The sequence below is a fragment of the Veillonella parvula genome, from assembly GCF_945949885.1.
GTDB lineage: Bacteria > Bacillota > Negativicutes > Veillonellales > Veillonellaceae > Veillonella > Veillonella parvula_B.
On record NZ_CAMFFZ010000008.1, the window covers coordinates 1 to 22,118 of the forward strand.

16 protein-coding genes are annotated in these 22,118 nt (G+C 38.5%); all 16 read right to left on the reverse strand.

The annotated features are described in order from the left end of the window. Window positions 1-179: 179 nt before the first annotated feature. Window positions 180-1,082, reverse strand: coding sequence for a lysophospholipid acyltransferase family protein (locus Q7O55_RS03720; protein ID WP_287509020.1), 903 nt, complete (start codon window positions 1,080-1,082; stop codon window positions 180-182). 6 nt (window positions 1,083-1,088) lie between these two features. Next, window positions 1,089-2,120, reverse strand: coding sequence for a UDP-3-O-(3-hydroxymyristoyl)glucosamine N-acyltransferase (gene lpxD, locus Q7O55_RS03725; protein WP_303928452.1), 1,032 nt, complete (start codon window positions 2,118-2,120; stop codon window positions 1,089-1,091). 30 nt (window positions 2,121-2,150) lie between these two features. Continuing rightward, the gene (locus tag Q7O55_RS03730) at window positions 2,151-2,678 is read right to left on the reverse strand and encodes a hypothetical protein (protein ID WP_303928455.1); all 528 of its coding nucleotides are present in this window, start codon (window positions 2,676-2,678) and stop codon (window positions 2,151-2,153) included. An 11-nt stretch (window positions 2,679-2,689) separates the two neighbouring features. Next, the gene (locus Q7O55_RS03735) at window positions 2,690-3,661 is read right to left on the reverse strand and encodes a hypothetical protein (RefSeq protein WP_303928458.1); all 972 of its coding nucleotides are present in this window, start codon (window positions 3,659-3,661) and stop codon (window positions 2,690-2,692) included. 29 nt (window positions 3,662-3,690) lie between these two features. After that, entirely contained in the window at window positions 3,691-4,179 is a 489-nt protein-coding gene (locus tag Q7O55_RS03740) for an OmpH family outer membrane protein (RefSeq protein WP_004695463.1), read from the reverse strand. Between the two features lie 106 nt (window positions 4,180-4,285). Next, window positions 4,286-6,454, reverse strand: coding sequence for an outer membrane protein assembly factor (locus tag Q7O55_RS03745; RefSeq protein ID WP_303928459.1), 2,169 nt, complete (start codon window positions 6,452-6,454; stop codon window positions 4,286-4,288). Between the two features lie 176 nt (window positions 6,455-6,630). Further along, the gene (locus Q7O55_RS03750) at window positions 6,631-10,920 is read right to left on the reverse strand and encodes a translocation/assembly module TamB domain-containing protein (protein ID WP_303928461.1); all 4,290 of its coding nucleotides are present in this window, start codon (window positions 10,918-10,920) and stop codon (window positions 6,631-6,633) included. Between the two features lie 176 nt (window positions 10,921-11,096). Beyond that, a complete protein-coding gene (locus Q7O55_RS03755; protein ID WP_303928464.1) occupies window positions 11,097-12,557 on the reverse strand; it encodes a TolC family protein in 1,461 nt (486 codons plus the stop codon). 42 nt (window positions 12,558-12,599) lie between these two features. Continuing rightward, a complete protein-coding gene (locus Q7O55_RS03760; RefSeq protein ID WP_303928466.1) occupies window positions 12,600-13,859 on the reverse strand; it encodes an MlaD family protein in 1,260 nt (419 codons plus the stop codon). Next, a complete protein-coding gene (locus Q7O55_RS03765) occupies window positions 13,859-14,617 on the reverse strand; it encodes an ABC transporter ATP-binding protein (RefSeq protein WP_004695454.1) in 759 nt (252 codons plus the stop codon). Before Q7O55_RS03765 ends, Q7O55_RS03760 begins: the two co-directional genes overlap by 1 nt. Window positions 14,618-14,638: 21 nt before the next feature. Continuing rightward, a complete protein-coding gene (locus Q7O55_RS03770) occupies window positions 14,639-15,400 on the reverse strand; it encodes an ABC transporter permease (RefSeq protein WP_303928469.1) in 762 nt (253 codons plus the stop codon). Between the two features lie 30 nt (window positions 15,401-15,430). Then, window positions 15,431-17,413 carry a SpoIVB peptidase S55 domain-containing protein gene (locus Q7O55_RS03775; RefSeq protein ID WP_303928472.1) on the reverse strand — a complete coding sequence of 661 codons (1,983 nt, stop codon included), beginning with the start codon at window positions 17,411-17,413 and terminating at the stop codon, window positions 15,431-15,433. A 12-nt stretch (window positions 17,414-17,425) separates the two neighbouring features. Continuing rightward, the gene (locus Q7O55_RS03780) at window positions 17,426-17,710 is read right to left on the reverse strand and encodes a biotin/lipoyl-containing protein (RefSeq protein WP_303928475.1); all 285 of its coding nucleotides are present in this window, start codon (window positions 17,708-17,710) and stop codon (window positions 17,426-17,428) included. An 88-nt stretch (window positions 17,711-17,798) separates the two neighbouring features. Continuing rightward, a complete protein-coding gene (locus Q7O55_RS03785) occupies window positions 17,799-19,139 on the reverse strand; it encodes a phosphodiester glycosidase family protein (protein ID WP_303928477.1) in 1,341 nt (446 codons plus the stop codon). Between the two features lie 213 nt (window positions 19,140-19,352). Beyond that, the gene (locus Q7O55_RS03790) at window positions 19,353-20,738 is read right to left on the reverse strand and encodes a rod shape-determining protein (RefSeq protein ID WP_303928479.1); all 1,386 of its coding nucleotides are present in this window, start codon (window positions 20,736-20,738) and stop codon (window positions 19,353-19,355) included. Then, entirely contained in the window at window positions 20,719-21,984 is a 1,266-nt protein-coding gene (gene murA / locus Q7O55_RS03795) for a UDP-N-acetylglucosamine 1-carboxyvinyltransferase (protein ID WP_303928482.1), read from the reverse strand. Before murA ends, Q7O55_RS03790 begins: the two co-directional genes overlap by 20 nt. Between the last annotated feature and the right edge of the window lie 134 nt (window positions 21,985-22,118).

Consider the following 22,118-nt stretch of genomic DNA (forward strand, 5'->3'; position numbering starts at 1 on the left):
GAAGTTAATAGAATTGTAGATTTGGATACTGTTCAATTTCATATTGCAATTTAAGGATTATTTTTAAACACTAAATTACAAGTTATAAAATAAAAAGAGATTTCATCCATGCTAATAGGAATCAGTTTCATCTTGGACATTCCACAATCGCATAAACAAAATCTCTTTAAAATTATTAACTATTGAAAAACATCAGGTGGTGTATCTATTTGTTCACCATAAAAACGACGAGTCCATTTCCAACGGTTATGAAGCCAAAACCAATCTTCAGGATATCGCCGAATATAATCTTCAATAAACTCATTTAGACGAGTTGTTGTTACCGCTATATCACGCTTTTTATCATCTGTGCGTTCCACATAAATTGGTGGATGCGCTTCAATCTCATGTTTCTCAGAAAACGGACTATAATGTATGGTTACAAAAATAATGGGCACATCTTGCATACGAGCCAATACAGCTGGTCCCGCAGCCGTCAATGTTTCATAACCAAAGAATGGTACAAGAACGCCATCATCACCAGGGTCCTGATCCATAATAAGGCCTAAAAATGCACCTTTTTTTAGTTCATTAATCATTTCACGAACACCTGTTTTATAGGTCACATGTTGATGCATAATCCGACGATATTCATTGATAAACTTATCGGCATCACCATTCTGTTTCATAGCCACAGAAATCAATGGATACCCTTCAGAAGCAAGAACGGCACCTAGGAGTTCCCAGTTACCACTATGAACAGCGGCTAAGATTGCACCTCGACCATTTTCTAAGGCATCATCTAAGTACTCTCGATTAATAAACTCCACCATATCTTTGTATGCACCATCTTTAATTTCAGGATAGCGCAATACATCAATAATCATACGGCCAAAGCGTGTAGTGCTAGCTTTCGCAATACGTCGAGCTTCTTTAGGATCATCTGTAATATTACAGAATAAAATTTGGCCTATCGCTAGGCGCTTGCGTTTAGGTGGCACCACTAACCACGCAATTTCACCTAGCAATGTACCAATAGCATATTGCAAACCTTTAGGTAATAAGCAAATAAAGGCACTAAAGATTTTCATAAACCTATACATGGATTATTAGCTCTCCTTAAGCTGTGCTTTCAAAGCGTCAATTTCTTTTTGTAATTGTTTTACAGTTTTCACCATTTCTGGCAAACGATTCTCGTAAGCAGCCAATTTCAACCACTCTTTATGAGGTCTCATTGGATACCCAGCCATAACAGAATTAGAAGGCACATTGCCAGTAATTCCTGTTTTACCTGCAAATTGTACATTATCTCCAATTGTAATATGACCTGTACAGCCTGTTTGTCCTGCAAAGATTACATGATTACCACATTTTGTGCTACCTGCAATCCCAACCTGTGCAATCAAGAAACAATCTTCTCCAATCTCAACATTATGGCCAAGGTGGACAAGATTGTCAATTTTGGTACCGCGACGTACCAAGGTAGATCCCATTGTAGCATTATCAACAGTAGTGCAAGAACCAATTTCTACATCATCTTCAAGAATAACATTGCCTACTTGAGGAATATGCGTATGAATACCATTTTCTGTGGCAAAGCCAAAACCTTCTCCACCGATAACTGCTTTAGCACGCAATACAACGCGTTTACCTAAAATACAGTTCTCATGTACGATAGCACCTGCATAGATATCAGAATCTTCCCCAATTCGTACATTATGACCAATATATACATAAGGTCGAATCGTTACATTATCACCGATAACAGCATTATCATTAATAACACAATAGGCACCAATAGCTACATTTTTACCAAGTGTAACATTCTTGCCAATAATAGCTGTACTATGCACTTCACGGGGAACTACAACAGGTGGATGGAATACTTCTAGCACTTGGGCGAATGCGGCTTTTGCATTATCAACTACGATTTGCGCCATCGGTGCATTTTTTACTTCCGATTCAACGATAACAGCACCCGCTTGGCATAATGCAATATGTTCAACATATTCACCTATTGCAAAAGTTATGGATTGTTTTACCGCTTGTTCAAAGCTACGTGTCTCAGTAATGACAATAGACTCATCCCCTATAAGTTGGCCGCTTACTAAATTTGCGAGTTCCTGTAAAGTTTTTTCCAAGGCAAACTCCTCCCCCGTGGTAATCCTCAATTATTGTGCAGTTTCAGTTGTACTTGTTGCAGCTTGATCTGCTTGTTGTGCATTTTGCTGAACATCTTGTTGCTCTTGGGCTTTAGCTGCATTTTCAGCTTCTTTGATTTGGTCGTCAGAAGCTTTACCCATTTTTGTAATCAAATCATCAGTTACATCAGAGCCACCACCAACAACAGCGCCTTTCTCAATAATAACATCAAGTTTTTTTTCTTTCACAAGTTCATTGATTTTTTGTTCTTGATATTGACGATATTCTTGCGCTTTTGCATTCGCAAAGGCATTTAATTCTTGATTCGCTTGATTAAATACATTTTGTTTAGATGCTTCATCGGCAGCAGCAATTTTAGCATCTAATTCCGCTTTTTTAGCATTGATTTCTTTAGTAATTTCAATGCCTTTTTCAGTACTGTTTGCCACTTTCACGCTATCAACATAACCAACATTATTAGAACCACAACCACCTAAGATAGCCATAGAAGCTACTAAAGATGCACCTAATACTAAAGATTTAATACGTTTATTCATAATATAACTCCTTATTGAACTCGATAGGACGCCTTCACTGCATCAGTAATATCAAGCCCTTTAATATTACCACCATCATCGATGATAACTAAATCCAAATGTTGTTCCTCAGCAATAATTGCTACGCGCATACGAACATCTTCTAAAATGGCCTCATGAAGTGCACTCACTTCAGCTTCTTTATCTGAAAGCTTTTTTGCCCATGTATCATTCCACTCTTGCGCCACAGGCAGGTTATTATTAGCAATGATGGATTGTGCTTGTTGTTGTACCATGGAGTCTCGTTTCTCAGCTAATTCCTTCTGTAGGGATGCAGCGTATTGATTGAGCTCTTCCTGCCCTTTTTGTTGCATTGGAGCAAGCTCAGCCTGTACCTTTGCTTTAATTGAATCCACATCGAAATCCGATGGTTTTCTCTTAGCTAATAATTCCTTTAATCTTTCTTCTTTTTTAGCTTTTTCAGCCATAGCCGCTGCTCTTTGTGCATCATCTATATATACACGTGCATCATAGGCATATAAGTCTAGTTGAAGGTTTACGATTTCCAGATCATATTCATTAGTACTAACCTTTAACTCAGCTAAATACTTTTGAGTCAATTCATTGCGTTTCGCATTTAATTGCTGATTTAGTTCATTCTCTTTTGTTGCAATACGAGTTTGCAATTCGACCGTAAGAGCATCTGACAAGGTTGAATCCAGTGCAAGCGTTTTCAACTGTTTATCTTGTGTCTCTGACTTGGCATTTAAGGCTTGTTGTTCAAGTTCATATTGACGTTGTAAAAGTTCCAGTTCATTTTTGGCTTGTTTATAATCCGCATAGGATGGATTAAACTCTAGTACATCATCAATGCGTACAACACCTATTGACATGCCATCAGGATCCTGTTGGTGATTTGTTACAAAACCATAGGCCCAAACCATAGCACTTATTGCAGCAACGAGAAATATGACTAATCCTATATATCGTTGTTTCCCGTTCATTGTCGTTCTCCCTTACATAGAACTACAGTTTATTTTTTTGCATCAGTAGCTAGTTTTTTCAATACTTGATCTGTAATATCAACACCACCGTATAGTACAGTGTCTTTAGTCATAACAACACTAAGACCTTTAGCATCACCAACCGCTTTTGCAGCCTCCATAGCTTTATCTTGAACGGATTTAGCAATTTCTTGATCTTTTTTAGCTAGGTTTTGACGAGCTTCTTCAGCAATTTTTTGTTTAGTAGCATCATCTTGTGCTGCATCAATTTTAGCTTGTGTTTCTTGTTGTAATTGGCTTTGATAGCTCATATATTCTTGAGCTGCAGAGATATAAATTGGATTATCTTGAGACAACATACGAGATGTATCGATAACCCCAATAGTACTAGTCCCACTATTACTACTAGGCGAAGCCATTTGCGTATAAGCTAACGCACCAATACCAACAATAAAAATAGCAGCAATGACGATGGAAAAAATCTTTACATTCGCCTTGTTGTTCATCATTCGCATCATAATAGAGTGCCCTCATTTCTTTAAATCACTGCATCAAAGGATGCCATATAGAGATATTGGTGAAAGCCTCTTTAAAAAGAAGCCTTCACCATATACATTTACTATATTAGAATTGTGTACCGAAGCTGAAGTGGAATTTATTTTTGTGTTTACCCACACCATAGTCAAGTTTAACAGGGCCAATTGGTGTTGTAATACGAACACCAGCACCAACGCCATAGTTAAAGGATTTTTTGCTGTTATACCATGTAACATTTGGTGCATCCCATGCATCACCAATATCACCGAATAACACACCGCTAACTTTCTTAACAATTGGGAAACGGAATTCCAATGTAGCATTGTACATCTTCTTACCACGGAATTGATCATCTTCATAACCACGTAAGGAATCAGCACCGCCCAATGTGAACAATTGGCTATAAGGAGCATCACCTTGGATGAAACCAGCACGTGCACGGAATGCTAATACATTCTTAGCGCCCAATTTCTTGTACATACGAGTTTCAGCTGTGAATTTGTAGAAGTCGAAGTCACCGCCCAAGCCATGACCAGCCCATTGTGTAGTATAGGAAATACGACGACCACGAGTTGGTTCATAGATATTATCACGAGAATCGTATACTTTTTGCCATGTTACGGAGTTAATGCGACCGAAGTTATTTTTTACATAGTTGTCAGATGCAAAGTTATAGGAACCATTATCCCAGTTTGTACCTTTACCCGCATTTTTATCATAACGGAAGCCAGAGCTATCATCATCATCCCATTTATAAGTATCTTTACGAGATTCTAATGTCAAGTAATCACGAGTATATTCCCCAGTTTGACGACCGAAGGAAATATTGAAACCACGAGATTTCTTATTGTATTCTGCTACTTCACTACCATCTTCATTGTAATCTGTGTATTCATCTTCGCGATTGAAGAAGGAGAAACCCAGAGATGTACCTTTGCTATCGATCCAAGGTTTCAAGTATGAGATTTGGTAGTTCTTATATTTTTTCTTACCACCGATTTCCCAGTGAACTTTAAATTTATCGCCAGTACCACGGAAATTATCTTCACCAAACTCAACGATACCCATCAATCCATCAGATTTAGAGTAACCAGCACCTAATGTAATGGTACCAGTCTTATGTTCCAATACGTCGATTTCAATAATTACATTATTTGGATCTTGTTCACCTGGTAACATACGAACGTTTACGTCATCAAAGAAGCCTAAGTTGTATACGCGTTCTACAGAACGACGTACCAAGAATTTATTGAAAGGTTTTCCTTTCTTTTGAACAAATTCACGAGTAATAACTTTATCGCGAGTTTTCTTGTTACCTGCCGGAATGATATCTTCTACAATACCTTCAACAATGTGTATATGAAGTACGCCTTGGTCATCTACGCGAATACCATCAACGTGCGCTAACATATAGCCATCACGAGCATATGCAGCATTAATACCTTGAACTTTTTGACCTACGGATACAGAGTTAAGAACTTGACCTGGTTGAATGTCCATGAACTTAGTCAATACTTCGGAGGAATATACAGTATTACCTTCAAAAGAAACGCCAGTAGTAACTGGATTTACTGTTACGGCAAAGTCCAATTTTACGCCTTCAGGCACGGAAGTAAATACAGGATTTACTTCAGAGAAGTAACCAGTATTACCAAGATTAGTTACATCTTTAAATATGCCATCAACAGATACAGCATCGCCAACTTTTTCAGTTAAAATTGGCAATAAATTTGCTTGTTGTTCAGCTGTAACGCCAGATATAGATAAACCGGTAATCAATTTACCTACGTATGGATTAACAGATTCTGCACTAGCAGATGTGACATATTGTGCTTCTACTGTTGTAACAGCTTGAGTTTGGCCATTTTCAGCAGCCTTATCAAGGTCAGTACCACCAGTAGTTTTAGATACCATTTTTACTTGTTTATCATCAGTTTTTAAAGCAGCATTATTCACTGTAACAGTTCCATCAGAACCTTTTACTACAGTGCCGTCACTAGATATAGTCGTATCACCACGAGCAGCTAAGATAGCCGCATCAGTTTCATCTTGTATAGTTGTAGTAGTTGCATCAGCATTATAAACAGCTTGTGTAGTAGCTGCATCATTTGCTTTAGCAGCATTAGTCGTCGTTGTGCTATTTAAATCTGGAGTATAGCCAGCTTGTACCTCAGCAGCAAATACACTGCCTGTCCCCATGACAGCGGTCAACACGGACGCTGCAAGCATACTTTTATAAGCTTTTGGTTTAAACATAAATTCCTCCTAGAACTCATCCCCATAAAGAGTTTACATCTTATTTATAAAGACTAATAAATCTTTATCATTATAGCATAAATTGCTTGGAATGAGTACTATATTAAACAAATTTTATGAAATTAATATGACTAGAATGTGCATACCTAAGGGGTTTACACATTCTAGCCACACTCTTAAAAGCTCCGTGTCCAACGACCACCTATATAATTGTTTCCTTTTGATGTATGCCAACCCGTGAACTTAAGATTTCGTTTAACAGAATATTCTATACCATATTTATTTTGTTTGTTATTAATACCTTGAGAGTAAGTCAACATGACTCTCGGTAATACATATTTACCGATTTCAATATTATAATTACTTGTCGTATCCCTATTGGTTGGCTCATCGGGATCAATTGACCCTGTTGTAATATTGATACGGTCTAACCCAAGTGTATTTTGTAATGCATCTTGTACATAGCCAAAAGCAAACATTTGAAGCCCTGCTGTAGCCACAGCATTCACATCTTTATTTGTCACAGTACTACTATTCGAATCTGCACCCCGACCGAAGGTCAACATGGAAATAATTTGCTTTCTAGACAGTGTAGGATTAGAGGACAATGATAAGTCCATATGATCCACTGTCCCTTTTACACCGAGCATAATAGTGTAATTACTTACATTTGTTTCAGCCTCTAATTGTAAGTTTGGTAAATAAGAGCCGCCTACAAAATGGGCATTCCCTTTTGTAATATTAAATACATGGCTCAAATACTTAAACGTGCCATTTCTAACATCGAATTGACCACTAGCAGTTGGATTTTTTAAGGATCCACCAAAATGAACATCGCCACTGATAAACATGTTATATAAAGTGCGATCATATAAACGTACACCTTTACCCACATGAACAGTAACGTCTACCCCCATATCATTAGTACTTTCACTAGATTGTAAGGAAAGTGGAATTTTGAATTGAATTTTTTCAAGATTTAAAGTACCAATGAGGGTCGGCAATCCATCTCGCTCAGCAATATAAAGTTCACCATTCAGCGGTCCTCTTACATATTCACTGCGAACCTCTAAGTCATCCAATTGAACTGCAACCTTGTAATTAGTAAGAGTATGTCCAGACCAATTTACTTTAGCCGCCAAACCAGCTGAGCCTTTTCCCATATTAATACGGGATTGGAAATCACCTTGTTGACCAGAGAAAATTAAGTCACCATCAATACCAGTGATTTGATTTTCTACACTTGCCAATTTCATCGTACCATTACGTACCGATACAGTACCATATGCTTCAGGCTGATCAATAGTGCCTGTAATATGAACCGTGCCTTTTAACGGACCTGTTGCTTCCTTAACACTAGTTGTAACAAGAGGGATAACGGCCATATCTGCTTCATTAAAGTCAATAGTTACATCCATAGATTTGCTATCATTTGCTGGAATATAACCAGACGTAAAAATTGCAGCTAACGGAATCTTACCATAAGCGCTAAGTTTATAACCACTTTTAGCCCCTTGAATTCTTTGAATTTGAATGACTTGATCTTGCATTGTAGCTAGTGCAAAACCTTCATCAATGCCAACGCCATTAAAGGATCCCGACTCTATAGCACTGGATAATTCTACTTTAGGATTCTTAGTTTCTCCAGTGATATTCACAACACCAGTCATCCAACCAGTAGCTTGAATATCCTTACCTATAAGTGGCAAGAACGGTACTATATCAACATCCTTTAATGCAACCTGTAAATCTGCTTGACCATCAAGATCCATCGTACCGTCTATTGCAATAAGACCGTCCCCAACAGGTAGTTTCAAAGTTGTAACTTTAAATTTACGATTAGCAAAACTTGCATTGATAGTTGCATCACCAACAATCTTTTCATCAATACTTACATCATTAATCTTGCCTGTTACATTAACACTTGGATTGTCGCGTGTACCTCCAATTTCAACAGAACCATTTAATTTACCATCAATATGTTCGTTGGACCGGTCTAGCAAGGTTAGTAAATTCTTTACGCTACCATTAGTAACATCTAATACACCAAATAGTTGTCTACTGTCATCAAACTTCATACCACCTTTAACAGCATAGCGACCACCATCGGCTTCAGCAAAGGTGAAATCTTGTACATTTACAACCGATTTATCTGCATAAACACGACCATGAATATCGTTCAATAATTCTCCATTAACTGATAAGGCATCAGATGAAATATAGCCATTGAATTGAGGGTTATCCATAGATCCAGTAATTTGCCCTCGACCAGATAGCAACCCATCAACTTTGTACCCCGTATTAATGAGCAATCTGCCCATATCAATATTTTTACCTTCAAAATCAACATTAATTGCTTCTTTAGATACTGTACCTCCACCTGTGATAGTTGCACCATAACCTTCAATATCAAATCTATAAAGCTCTAATGTATCATTCTGATAGTTATATTTTGCAAATGCATTAGTCACGAGTTTTCCATAAGCAGAACCATCCCACAAATGAGCACGACCTTCTATAATCGGATTTGCAGCCGTTCCTGTAATATGATTGTCCGTTTCAAACCAACCCGTAATAGGAACATCTGTAACAGTACAAATCACATTTTCAATACGAGCAGCTCGAGCCCTAGCATTTAAATCTAACGCATCCGTATCAAGATTATACCAACCTTTAACATCATAGCCCCCATCGCCATCACCAATATGTCCGTTGGTAATAGTGAGAATATGGTTATCTAGCTTAATATCACCATGGATATTATTGAATCGAGCCCCTTTATAATGTACCTCTTGACCCCATACAGTGCCCGTTACATTTGGATTATCTACTATGCCTCTTATCGCAAAAGAAGTATTTAAGGTGCCATCAACATCTTGACCAATAATAGGACTTAATGCGGTCAACGGCAATGCATTACCTGAAATAGTGGCATCTACGTTACCATTTTGGATATAGCCATACCCGCTAAGCGCCCCATGCCCCATAGTACCTACAACGGTTATGTTTGTACGATTATCAGCATGCGTAAAGTTAGCTTTTGCAGTATCAACCACAACACCGTGAATACCTATTTGGCGACCTTCAACAGCGCCTACGGCATCTATAACTTGATTATTTTTTCCTAAAATACGAATCTCACCATCGATATTACCTGTAATCGGTGTGGTCATATATTTTGTGAAAGTGCCTAAAGGTAAATCTTGAGTATTTATAGTAGCATCAAAATCCCCTGTATCAGCTACATATTGACCCTTAACCTTTGCGCTACCTTCACCTATAGACAGGTGCGCATCATCAGTACGAACTAAACCGTTATCATATACGATATTTCCTTGTAAACGATCAATATAGTAACCTTTATAAGAAATACCATCACTAGCAATCGTTGCATCTACACGAGGGGCTACTGTCGTACCACCAATATGTGCACGCCCACCTACAATGCCAGTAACACCGACATCAGTTATCGCTTCTAAAGCTACTTTATCGGCCACAACATTAAGATTTAAATATTCTTCCTCTTTACCCAGTGTAACTAATCCATTGATCTTTGCTACTTGATCATTTATCCGCCAAGAACTACGACTAATAACGATTTGATCATTATTAAGCATAATACGACCCGTGCCATCGGTAATATTATAAATTGTATTACCCCGTTTATAAGTGCCTGTTAAGCCTTTAAATCCTACATTACCACTCATGATGTATTTGCCATCTTCACTTTTAAGATTCAAATGTACATCTTGTAATTTACCACTCGTTACAGATAACGCCTTACGAAGTGGAACAAAACTCATAATACCAGCAGTATCAATTTCGTCAACTTGTACAAAGAGATCAAAATTAGATACATTGTTCATATCAATTTTGCCATTCATGGTAATTGCGGAACCGTCTACATCAGCAGTAAAGGCGCCTTTAGACATGCCACTCATATTAAGTACCATCGTCCCATCAAGATTTTCTACATTTCTCTTTATTCCATCTTTAGTACGTAAAGCTACGCGACCATCATTAATAGTCACAGAACCATCAAAAGTACCCGACCTATTTGGATCGGATGGTTTTACTAACTCAGTTATACTCCACGACCCATCAGCTAATTGCCATATATGAAAGTCTGGAGCCTCAACGATTACACTTGAAATAGCCGTAGCCCCTGATGTGTTGCCACCAATAATATTCGGTAAAGAAGATAATTTAACTCCTACAGCTACCTCTTGAGCAGTTCCAACTAAATGTCTATCTCTATCTTTGATAGTTACATCTGTTAGAACAACATCACCATTCCAATTAATTCGGAGAGAATCATAGTCTATAGATCCGTTTATGACATTATTTAGTTGTTCTTTAACTATAGGTGCTATGTAAGTTTGAGCCATAGGATTGATGCTGGCGCCAACAATACCAGATAAACCTAAAATCGCTGCACCGATAAGGAGCCACTTTTTACGGGTCATAATGATACTCCCATACACATTATGAATAATATAAATATATACTAATCTTACCACAGACACAGTAATAACTATAGTATTTTCAGGGTAAATTTTATAAAACCTATCAATAACACTCCTTATCTATAATGCCCACTACAAGAAAAAAGACGACCGAAGTCGTCTTTTTAAGGATCATATTATTGATTGCCGCCCAGTTTTGCCAATTGTTCAACAGCGCCACTATTAGCGATAACTTCAGCACCTTGACCTACAGGTGTAGACAATGGAACGCCTGTTAATTGTTCAAGAGCCGCAATGCTAATATTGTAATTGTAAAGAGCTTCTACATAGTTATTACGAGCTGTTGTCAACTTAGTTTCTGCATCAAGTACATCAAGGTTCGTACCAACACCTGCACGGTAACGAAGCGTAGCAATACGGAAACTTTCTTGACCTTGTGCGACTGCAGTTTGTGTACTTTGAATTGTTTGTTCTGCAGATCGTAAATTCAAGTATGCTTTTTGTACGGCTAACAATACGGCATCAACAGTTGCCAAATTAGCTTCTTTCGCTTGTTCAAGTTGTGCATTTGCTTTTTTAATAGCATTTTGTGTTGCACCACCATCCCATAAGTTCCAAGTAGCACTAGCACCAACACTCCAGGACTTTGTGCTTGTACCAAAGTATCCATCTTGATCACCATAGCCACGACCAGCTTTTACAGCTACAGTCGGCAAATAACCTGCCTTAGCAGATTTTACAGCTTCTTCTGCAGATTTTACATCAAGAGCCGATTTAACAAGAGCGGAACGATGAAGCATAGCATATGCTTTCGCTTGCTCCAAGGTTACATTATATGGTTTATATTGTAAATCACGTTCTGCTGTAGTGATAGCTGTTTGTGCAGGGTATGCAATAACTTGATTTAAGTTCGCCTCTGCTAAATTTGCAGCATTTTGCGCTTTTACAAGAGATGTTTGAGAATCATCAAGATTTGTTTTAGCGGACAATACATCAGAGCTCGCCACTAAACCAACATTATACTGTGCCTCTACATTGGTTACATGACCTTGATAATCTTTAACAGCTTGTTGTGCTACATCTACCATATTTCGGCTCATAATCAATGTATAGTACCCGCTAAGAGCATCGTATTTTGCTTGTTGTAAAGCCTCTTCATAGCTAGCACCAGTACCTTCACGAGTATAACGTGCGGAATCAATGTTTGCATCGAGTTGTGGATTGAATACAGGCGCACTAATGGAGAAGTTATGACTTCCAGATTTGCCACTACCTGTGTCACCGCCCATTTTTTGAGCACTCCAACCATAACTAACACTTGGATTCTTACCAGCTGCCACTTGGCTTACTGCAGATTTAGCACTTTCATAACCCCATTTAGTTTGCTTAGCTGTACGATTATTAGCTAACGCTAAATCAACCGTACGGGCTTCGTTTAAAGCTAATGTACGTTCATAGGTTTTACTATCTAAAACAGATTTTTCTGCTAATTGCTTTTGTGTTAATTGAATAGCTTCTTTTTGATATTTGCTTAATTGGTCCCCGTTGTTAACGGATGTAGTTACTACATCAGCCGCGAATGCACCAGTAGTAACTAAAGAAAGCATTACACCTAAGGAAAGAACCTTTTTATTCATAATATGTACCTCCATACTCATATAGAGTAAATGTGTTAGTCATTAGAATACTTGTTTAATACCGAAATAGACACCTCCATTCGTAGAACTGAATGGTCTGGTCATTTGAATAACGCCATAGGTATCTTTATGCAAACGTATATCACTACGAATACGATATTTATGATGATTAAGGTCATATAGCGCGGCTGATAAGGATACTGGCCCACGGAGGTTATAATCTATACCGAGACCCAATTCACTTTCAAAAATACCACCACGCACCAACCATTTAGAACTAATAAATCGACCTGCATTCAGATCAAAAGTAGTATCATCACCTATATTAGAAAGGCCAATTTCAGCCAGCCCTTTATTGTTAAAGGCACGTACTCTACCATTGACACGGAATTCATTATCCGTTGTGTTATACAACAAATCTACAGATGGTTCAATCTTGGTAAATGACTTTTTTTCAGTCATACCAACCTCTACACTATTTCCATTTACATCCGTTTGGTACGCCTTTCCGCCCATCAGTTTATTGATGCGAGCTGAAATCTGTGCCGTATTATGTAAAGTCTCTTTAATATTTTCTTGTGCCTTAGGATCTGTTACAGTTGATTCCATGGTACGAGCCATATTATCTACACGATCAGTAGTTTGTTTTAAATTAGTTAAAATAGCACGCATATCATTGCCTGCATTACCATCAGCATTAAATTGCTGTGCTGCTTGATTTAGTTGAGCCGTTACATCCGCCATATTTTGTGTAATAGCTACCGCATTATCAGCCATCACAGCTGTAGATTGCAAGGAATATTTAAGTGCACTTTGAGTTGCAGGATCACCAATAATACTATTGATAGACTGTAGCATCTTCTCAGTGCCATCCATTAACTTTTGCGCACTCTGCATGGCCTTATCCACAGCATCAGCACCTTCACCTTTAACGGAATCACCATCCTGTAAATATACTTTAGACTGTCCTGGTGAAATTTGAATAAATTTATCACCTAAAAAACCATCTGACCCCAAGGAAAAGATCGAGTCGCTTGGAATCTGCGTTTTTTCATCAAGCTTCATCTTAACCACAACGCCACGCGGTGTAATTTCAATATCAGAAACAGTCCCGATGGCCACGCCAGAAAATTTAACCTGATTCCCATTTTTTAGGCCATTTACTTGAGTGAAATCACCTGTAATTGTCATTTGCGGTTTAGCCCAAATATCGATACGACCTACAAATAGTATGCCTGCAATAAATAGAACTATACCTATTATCGTAAAAGCCCCTACCTTGGCCTCCGTCGTCCACTTCATTATATATCTCCCATCGCAGATTCGTTAATCGGCTCTGCTTCACCATGAATAAATTGTTGTACCTTCTTATTTGTAGAATTCTTAAATTCTATTGTATCAGAAATTTCTACAAAATGCCCCTGATCGAGTAAAGCTATGCGGTCAGCAACATAAAATGCTGACTGCATATCATGTGTTACCACGATAGAAGTACAACCAAGCCGATTCTGCATCCCCTTAATTAGCATACTAATCGTACCTGATGTAATAGGATCTAACCCTGATGAAGGTTCATCATAAAGAATTAAACTCGGATCTAGTGCTATAGCGCGAGCTAAGCTAACCCGCTTTTTCATACCACCAGATAACTCATTAGGCATATACGACTCATATCCCTTTAAACCAACCCAATCAAGTCTTTCTGCCACAATGCGTTTGATTTCATCATCCTTTAACTTCGTATGTTGACGCAAACCAAAGGCTACGTTTTCACCTACCGACATAGAATCAAACAAAGCTGAATATTGGAATACCATCCCCATTTTTCTTCGTACTGTATTAAATTCATCTTCAGATAATGTAGTTATATCTGTGCCATCTACGATAATCTGCCCTGATGTAGGACGTTGTAAACCTATTAATAAGCGAAGTAGTGTACTTTTACCACTACCACTGCCACCTAATATAACTAACGTCTCCCCATCATTAATAGTGAGATTAACAGAGTCTAAAATCACACGTGACTCATAGGCAACTACAACATTGCGCAGTTCAATCATAAATCCCTCTAAAAATATCTACTAAAATAACAATGTAGATAAAAAGTAATTTAATACAAATACTAGAATAATACTAGTTACTACAGAACTAGTAGTGGAAAAACCCACAGCTTCTGCGCCCATTTTAGTTTCCATGCCCTTATAAGCACCTACCAATGCAATGACAGCACCAAACACACTAGACTTTATAAGACCTAAAGTGAAGTCTGAAATGGTAGAAAACATTTGAATAGAGTCTAAATATGTACTAGGCGCCAAACCCTTGATAACAGTAGCTACAAAGTAACCACCGGCAATACCGATAACAACACCATAAAATGCCAAAATCGGCACCATAATCATACACGCTACTACACGTGGTACCACGAGGTAACCAACAGGGTCAACAGCCATAACACGTAGGGCATCAATTTGTTCTGTTACCTTCATTGTACCAATTTCAGCCGTGATAGCTGCGCCAACACGGCCGGCTAATACTACACCAACTAAGATAGGGCCCAATTCACGGCCCATAGCTACAGCCATAAGACCACCTACCGTACTTTGAGCACCATAGGTAATGAGTACATCTGTAATCTGTAAAGTCATAACGGCACCAGCAAAGAGCAAAGTTAAGCTAATAATAGGCAAAGAGTCTACCCCTAGGTGAGCCATCTGCTGAAATACATGCCACAGATTAATCATTTTTAATTGTTTTATTGTTTGCCACACTAATAATGTAGCACTACCCATCTGTGATAGGCCGTTTATGACGACTCGACCTATCAATTCTAGCCAACTCAACAGTGTCTCCCTTTCCCTCACAGTTTCAACTTATTCAGGTGTATTTGTTCCACCAGCATTAGCCTCATCTTTTTTATTAGTTTCTTTCGACTCTTTTTTAGGGTCCTTTTTAGACTCAGCTTTATCCGTTTTATCTTTTTTTGATTGATCTTCCAATTCTAATTTGCGCTCCATCTTAATCTGATGTTTCGCTTCTTTGACACGTTTTGCTAATTCTTTATCACGATCAGCGGGCTTCATTACATGAATCGTAAATTGACCATCACCTTGCACGATGTACTCAGTATCAACGGCAGTCTTTTCAGGTTTCTTTTCATCGTCCTTACTAGAACTCAAATCTTCTTGACCTGTTTTTTTCTTTATATCCCCTGGCATAGGTTTTGATTCCACATCTTTAAGTTTAGCCTTTTTAACAGATTGAGAGCCATCTTCATCAACTAAGCTAATGCCATCTTCCAAAAATTCTACAACGATTTGATTATTTGTATCAGTCTTTTGAATTTCATCATAAAGCTCATCGAAATCTTTATGAACTTTCAAACGGCGTAAAATTTCGTCTGTTAAATTATACTTTTGTTTTTCCAATACGTATGGCAATGGAATCTCGCCACCGCCACGTACCTCTAAGGTATATTTACCAATAGCTTGATCTTCTGGGACCTTAAAGAAGATTTGTTTAATAACCTTTTCGCCGCGGAATGGTTCTAATGTTACATCTACTACAATAGTATCCCCAGGAGAAACTACAGTAGACGAAGCAGAAGCATCTATAAGCTTTGCTGTTTTCTTATCTTGCGTTACGTTTGTTTCAACCGAAATATCCGAAATTTCATAGTTGATGAATCGATTGTTCATAAGAACATCAATGACATTATAAAATTCATCAACTGCTTTTTCACTAATGGAATCAGAGCTGTAGAACATATTTGTCCGCGTTAATGGCTTATGTTCTTTCCCTTTTGGCGTAATAGTATAAGAAATTGTAGCCGTACCAGAGCCACTGCGATCCAATGTTTTATTCAACATATTGTATAAGGCTGTAGCTGCTAAAGTTGGTGTCATTTCACCATCTTCAATAACCTTTACAGAGCTAGTTCTATCACGTCCCATATCAAGATCTTTTAAATGGAATCGCAATGGAATACCAGGAGAAATCACGCCAGATACGCCAGCAATGCCTGCCCCTCTATCTTCAGTAACTGAGCCTATTTCTTTCCCCATGGAGCCAAGTTTAAAAGCAGCATTATAGCTTTTTACAACGGTAAAGATACTTGCATTGTGCATGAAGTAATTAGATGAACCATGTTTTAAGAATGGATGACCAAAAGCAACAACCTTTTCACCATCTACATGAGTCACAGTACCAATAGCGCCCAATTTGAGGTCACCATCAACTAACAAAGCAGCTACAGAGCCACCAGCCTCTAGTGGTTTTGCAATTTCATCACCACTAGCACTTGCCGTATCATATGTTTCATATTTATATTGTGGTAACTTAGATTTAAAGTAATCCATTGATGCCGCATCGAAGCCATACGCCATAAGTGGAGTACCTAAAGGAATCAATTGTGTATCATCCCAAGGTTTAGATAAGTTTTTCTCATATGGTATATTCCATAGTTTGACCATATCCTCAATAGGAGTAATCATACCTATCGTACCATCTGCAAACCCCCAGCCATAAGCAACAGCCCCAACGAGTTTACCATTTATATATACAGGGCTACCACTCATACCATGCGCAATGCCACCAGTTTGATCCATAACGGGTCCAGAAAACTTTGCTAAGATAAGATGACCAGATGGTCCCTTATCCTTCATGACACCCAGTACCTTTACATCAAAGGTAGAAATAGTATCCCCTACGATTACAGTTTTTGCAATACCTTCCATACCTGTTGTTACATCATTGACAGGCATAAAATCAATAGCCTGTGCAGTTGTAAGTGAAGTACAGAAGAAAAGCGCCAGTATCGCTTTTCTATACCGACGCCAAGAATGAGAAAACTTCATTCCTTCTCTCCTTTATTTACTTTCTACAGTGACAACGATTTGATCACGAGAAACGTCTGAACCCACTGTAACATTAACCGCCGTTACAGTACCAGTTACAGTAGATTTAGCAGCAGCCATAGGACCAGCCAATGTCTCTACAGTCACCAATGTTTGCCCTTCTATTACAGAAGTACCAACAGAAACTGTAGAAGCAACTTTACCTGTTAATACACTTTGGTATGATACAGGGGCCGCCATTACAGAGCTAACACTTAAAATGCCTAATGCAGCTAAAGCTAACACCACTCTTTTCATAACGATCCCTCCTTTTACAAAATTAGTTATGTATTTATAGTATACTAAATTATTATTAATATTTCAAACAAAATTGTATGCAACAAATCTATTTTATGATTACTATATCCTCATAACTCATAGGTGCAGAAGATTTGTGTACATAATCATCATTGATAACTATATCAATGCTACCTTGATTTGATAATTCAGCGCCATCAATAACACCTAATTTAGACAATAACTGAGCCCCTTCTTTCTGAGTCACACCTACAGATTGAAGTTCCGATTTATCAACTGTTAGCACAACTAAATCATGTTCCTTTGTAGTCCCAATGAAGCTACGACCTTTGTTATTAGATACATCAGCACCTACATAGCGACCGCCTTTTATCACCATAGTGCCCACTTCCAAACTAGATCCACCTGTAGTGCTAACTTGAGCAAGCTCTTCTCTATTTTGAATCGTAATAGGTGTTCCAACTTTTAACTTACGTAAAGCATTTCCAGATTCGCCATGACCAGACAATACGTATTGGTTTTCTCCAATTTTAGAATTTCCCTTTTGTCTACTAATAACCTTGCCATTAGCTACAGTCACTTCATAACCATATTCATTGGTCTTTGTAGAAGGACCATAAGTTGACGTATATAGGGTCATGGCATTCTCTTTACGAGCCGTATCAACGGAGGTGATTACAAAACTCTCATTCTTTGTTTTAGCTTGAAGCAAAGGTTTTTTCTCTTCTATAAAGTATCCTCTATTAGGCGTATATCGTAACGTACCACGATTAGAAATACGCTCTAAATCAATGGACCCATCACTAGCTACTGAGTAAGGTCGTTCAAAACTGCCCCCTTTTACCTTTGCTCCAATGACAGCTGTATGAGCTTGAGTAACAGAAGATAATGGTTTGCCTTCTGGAATATGCGCCACCGCCATAGGTGAATCATTGTCTACGGTCAATGCAAAAGCTTGAATTTTCCCTTCAGCTACGGTGTTATTAATTTTGCTATACGTTACAGATTTATTTACATCTTTTGTAGTCTGTTGCGCATAGCCAGAAAATAAATCTACTACTATACGCGAAGGCTTTTCTAATGCAAACTCATGATGTTGTACATCCTTAGTCGCTGTTAATGTTACTCGTAAGGCCCCATTAACCGGCTGTAAGCCAATGCCTTTAAGAACTCCCGTTTTTTTGTCATTTTGTGATATAGGGCCAGTTAAACCATTTGTAGTGCCCCCTAAGTTCAATGTAAGGGCATGTGTTTCTTCATTATAAGATTGAGTCCAAGATACAGGCATTTCAGATACATCTAAAACAATTCGGCTTGTACCTTCATGATTAGATACGCGCACTCCTGTTAAATTACCTGCCTCAGCATGAGGAACGGTACTACTCAGTAGACCTAAAACAGCAAAAGTCATATACAGATATCGTTTCATCTTTAATTCCTCTATAGCTACAAACCATGATAATAGCCTTGTATTATTACATCAATTTTACGCAATATACTTTTACTATAGTATACAGCATAAAGATGAAAATTTCAAAAATATAAATAAAAAACGAAGTTATAATCTAAGTATTTACCATACATAAAATGGAGCAGTCTAGATTATAACTTCGTCAATATAAGCTTACATCAACGTAATATATTATTGTAATTCTTCCAACGTATCACGAAGCTGTGACATTTCATCTAGAGCCTTTGCAACACCTTTAATTACTGCATATCTTGGAGATTCTACAAGGTATGCAGCGATTCCAATCGAACGTGTAATAACACGATCTAATCCATCGATGAGCGCACCACCACCAGTAAGAATAATACCATGATCGTTGATAGCAGCCACAAGTTCAGGTGGAGTTTTTTCTAGAATGGACTTAACGCCTTCCAAAATATTCATCACTTGTGCTTCTAGAGCACGTTGAATCTCTAAAGAATTCACAGCAACCATCTTTGGTAATCCAGAACTTGCATCTCGTCCCCGTACCTCAATCGTGCGCTCCTTTGCACGGCGATCCACAGTCCCTACAGAAATTTTAATTTTCTCTGCTGTTAGCGGACCAATAACAAGGCGTTTCTTACGACGGATATAACGAATAATAGATTCGTTAAAAGAATCTCCACCGATGCGAAGTGATTCACTTACAACCACCCCCGTATCACAAAGAACGGCAATATCCGTAGTGCCACCGCCTACATCGACAACCATCGCCCCTACGTGCTTAGCATCATTGAGACCAGTCCCCATAGCAGCAGCTAATGGCTCTTCAATAAGAACAGTCTTTTTGGCACCGGTTCTGAGTAAGGCCTCTAAAATGGCGCGTTTCTCTACAGGTGTAATACCTGATGGCACACATACGATAATACGCGTCTTCATCAATCTAGAAGCAGGTACAACGGAGCGAATAAAGTACTTTAACATGAATTCTGTCATATCATAATCTGCAATAACGCCGGCTTGAACTGGACGAATGACGGAAATCCCTTTTGGAGTCCGACCTACCATAGAACGTGCAGCTTCACCTAAGGCAAGAATATCACCGGTTTTATCATCCCGTGCGATATACGCAGGTTCGTCTAATACTAACCCCTTGCCCTTCGCAAAAATGAGGATATTTGCAGTCCCTAAATCAATTCCCAAATCAAAGTTTAAGGATCGATTTAAACGACTCATTAAATCCCCGACTTGCTCAGGTCGAACTAAACGTTTTAATGTCATGGCTGGCGTTGTTTTAGCAATCGCTACAGTCTCACGACTACGTCGTTCAGCACGGCGCATTTTTGTAACTTTAATCATGGTCTCACGCATATTGGAGGCTAAATGATTAGCTTGTTTTGCCACGCCATTTGAAAGCTTAGTAGACTTACGTTTTGTCCTTCTCAATGGTTTGCGTGTAGTACTCGCTTTCGAATTTTCAACCTTTGCAACACCTAAGTTCTGTTGCTCGTTGTATAAAGCCGGCCCTTTAGAGCGCCGGCTTCTTTTCTTTTTATTTTGTTTTGGCTGTGTACTCTTATTCGTCAACCCGAACAATATCAGCACCTAACCTTTGCAATTTACCTACAAAATCATCATAACCTCGGTCAATATGATGTAAACGACCGACTTCTGTTCTACCTTCCGCAGTCAATGCAGCACATACAAGCGCCGCTCCAGCACGCAAATCAGTAGCATTTACTATAGCCCCATGTAAGCTTGGGATACCTTCGACAATAGCTTGACGATTGTCAATGTCGATATGCGCTCCCATTTTACGAAGTTCAGCAACATGCATAAATCGGTTTTCAAAAACAGTTTCTGTTACTGTACTAGTGCCTTCCGCAATCGTAGTAAGAGCCATAAATTGAGCTTGCATATCTGTTGGAAATCCAGGGTATGGCAATGTTTTAATGTCCACAGCTTTAATGCCTTTACCACTACTGATAACGCGAATACCGTCGATTTCTTCCTCTACTGTTACACCAGCTTCCTTTAATTTAGCCACTACTGGTTTTAGATGTTCTGGCAATGCATTTTCCACGAATACATCACCACCTGCCATAGCCGCTGCGATTAAATATGTACCAGCTTCAATGCGGTCAGGAATTACTGTATGAATAGCACCGTTTAATTGAGGTACACCTTCAATACGAATCACATTTGTACCAGCTCCGCGAATATTAGCCCCCATAGCATTTAAGAATGTAGCCAAATCAACAATTTCAGGTTCTTCTGCAGCATTTTCGATAACAGTTTTACCTTCCGCCATAGAAGCAGCCATAATTACATTCTCTGTAGCCCCCACACTTGGAAAATCCAAATAAATTTGAGTGCCTTTAAGTCCTTCCGGAGCATGAGCATATACATAATCTTCAGTAATTTCAATTTTTGCACCTAATGCTTCAAATGCTTTTAAGTGAAGATCAATAGGACGCGCACCGATAGCACATCCGCCAGGCATTGAGATTTTAGCCTCCCCTTTACGAGCCAAAAGTGGACCCATGACAAGAAAGGATGCACGCATTTTACGTACAAGTTCATAAGGAGCTTCCGTAGCAGTCAATGTAGAAGCATCAAAAACAATTTCACCATCTGCATTATTACGAGCGATTTTAACCCCCAAAGACTCGATAACTTGGCAAATCGTGCCTACATCTTCTAAATTTGGAATTTCAAGCAATTTACTAGGCGTTGATGCTAGCAAAGTACCGGCAATAATAGGGAGCACTGCATTTTTAGCACTACTAACACGTACACGTCCTTCCAACCGATTGCCACCTTGAATGATTAACTTTTCCAACAGAATTCCTCCTACACTTTATATCGTTCATCTTGTATAAGCTACAAGGCCTTGTATTTATAACGTCATATACTAAAAGTTATTATACTATTTTTCGATATATCTCATCAAGAGAATGAGAGAAAATACAAAGA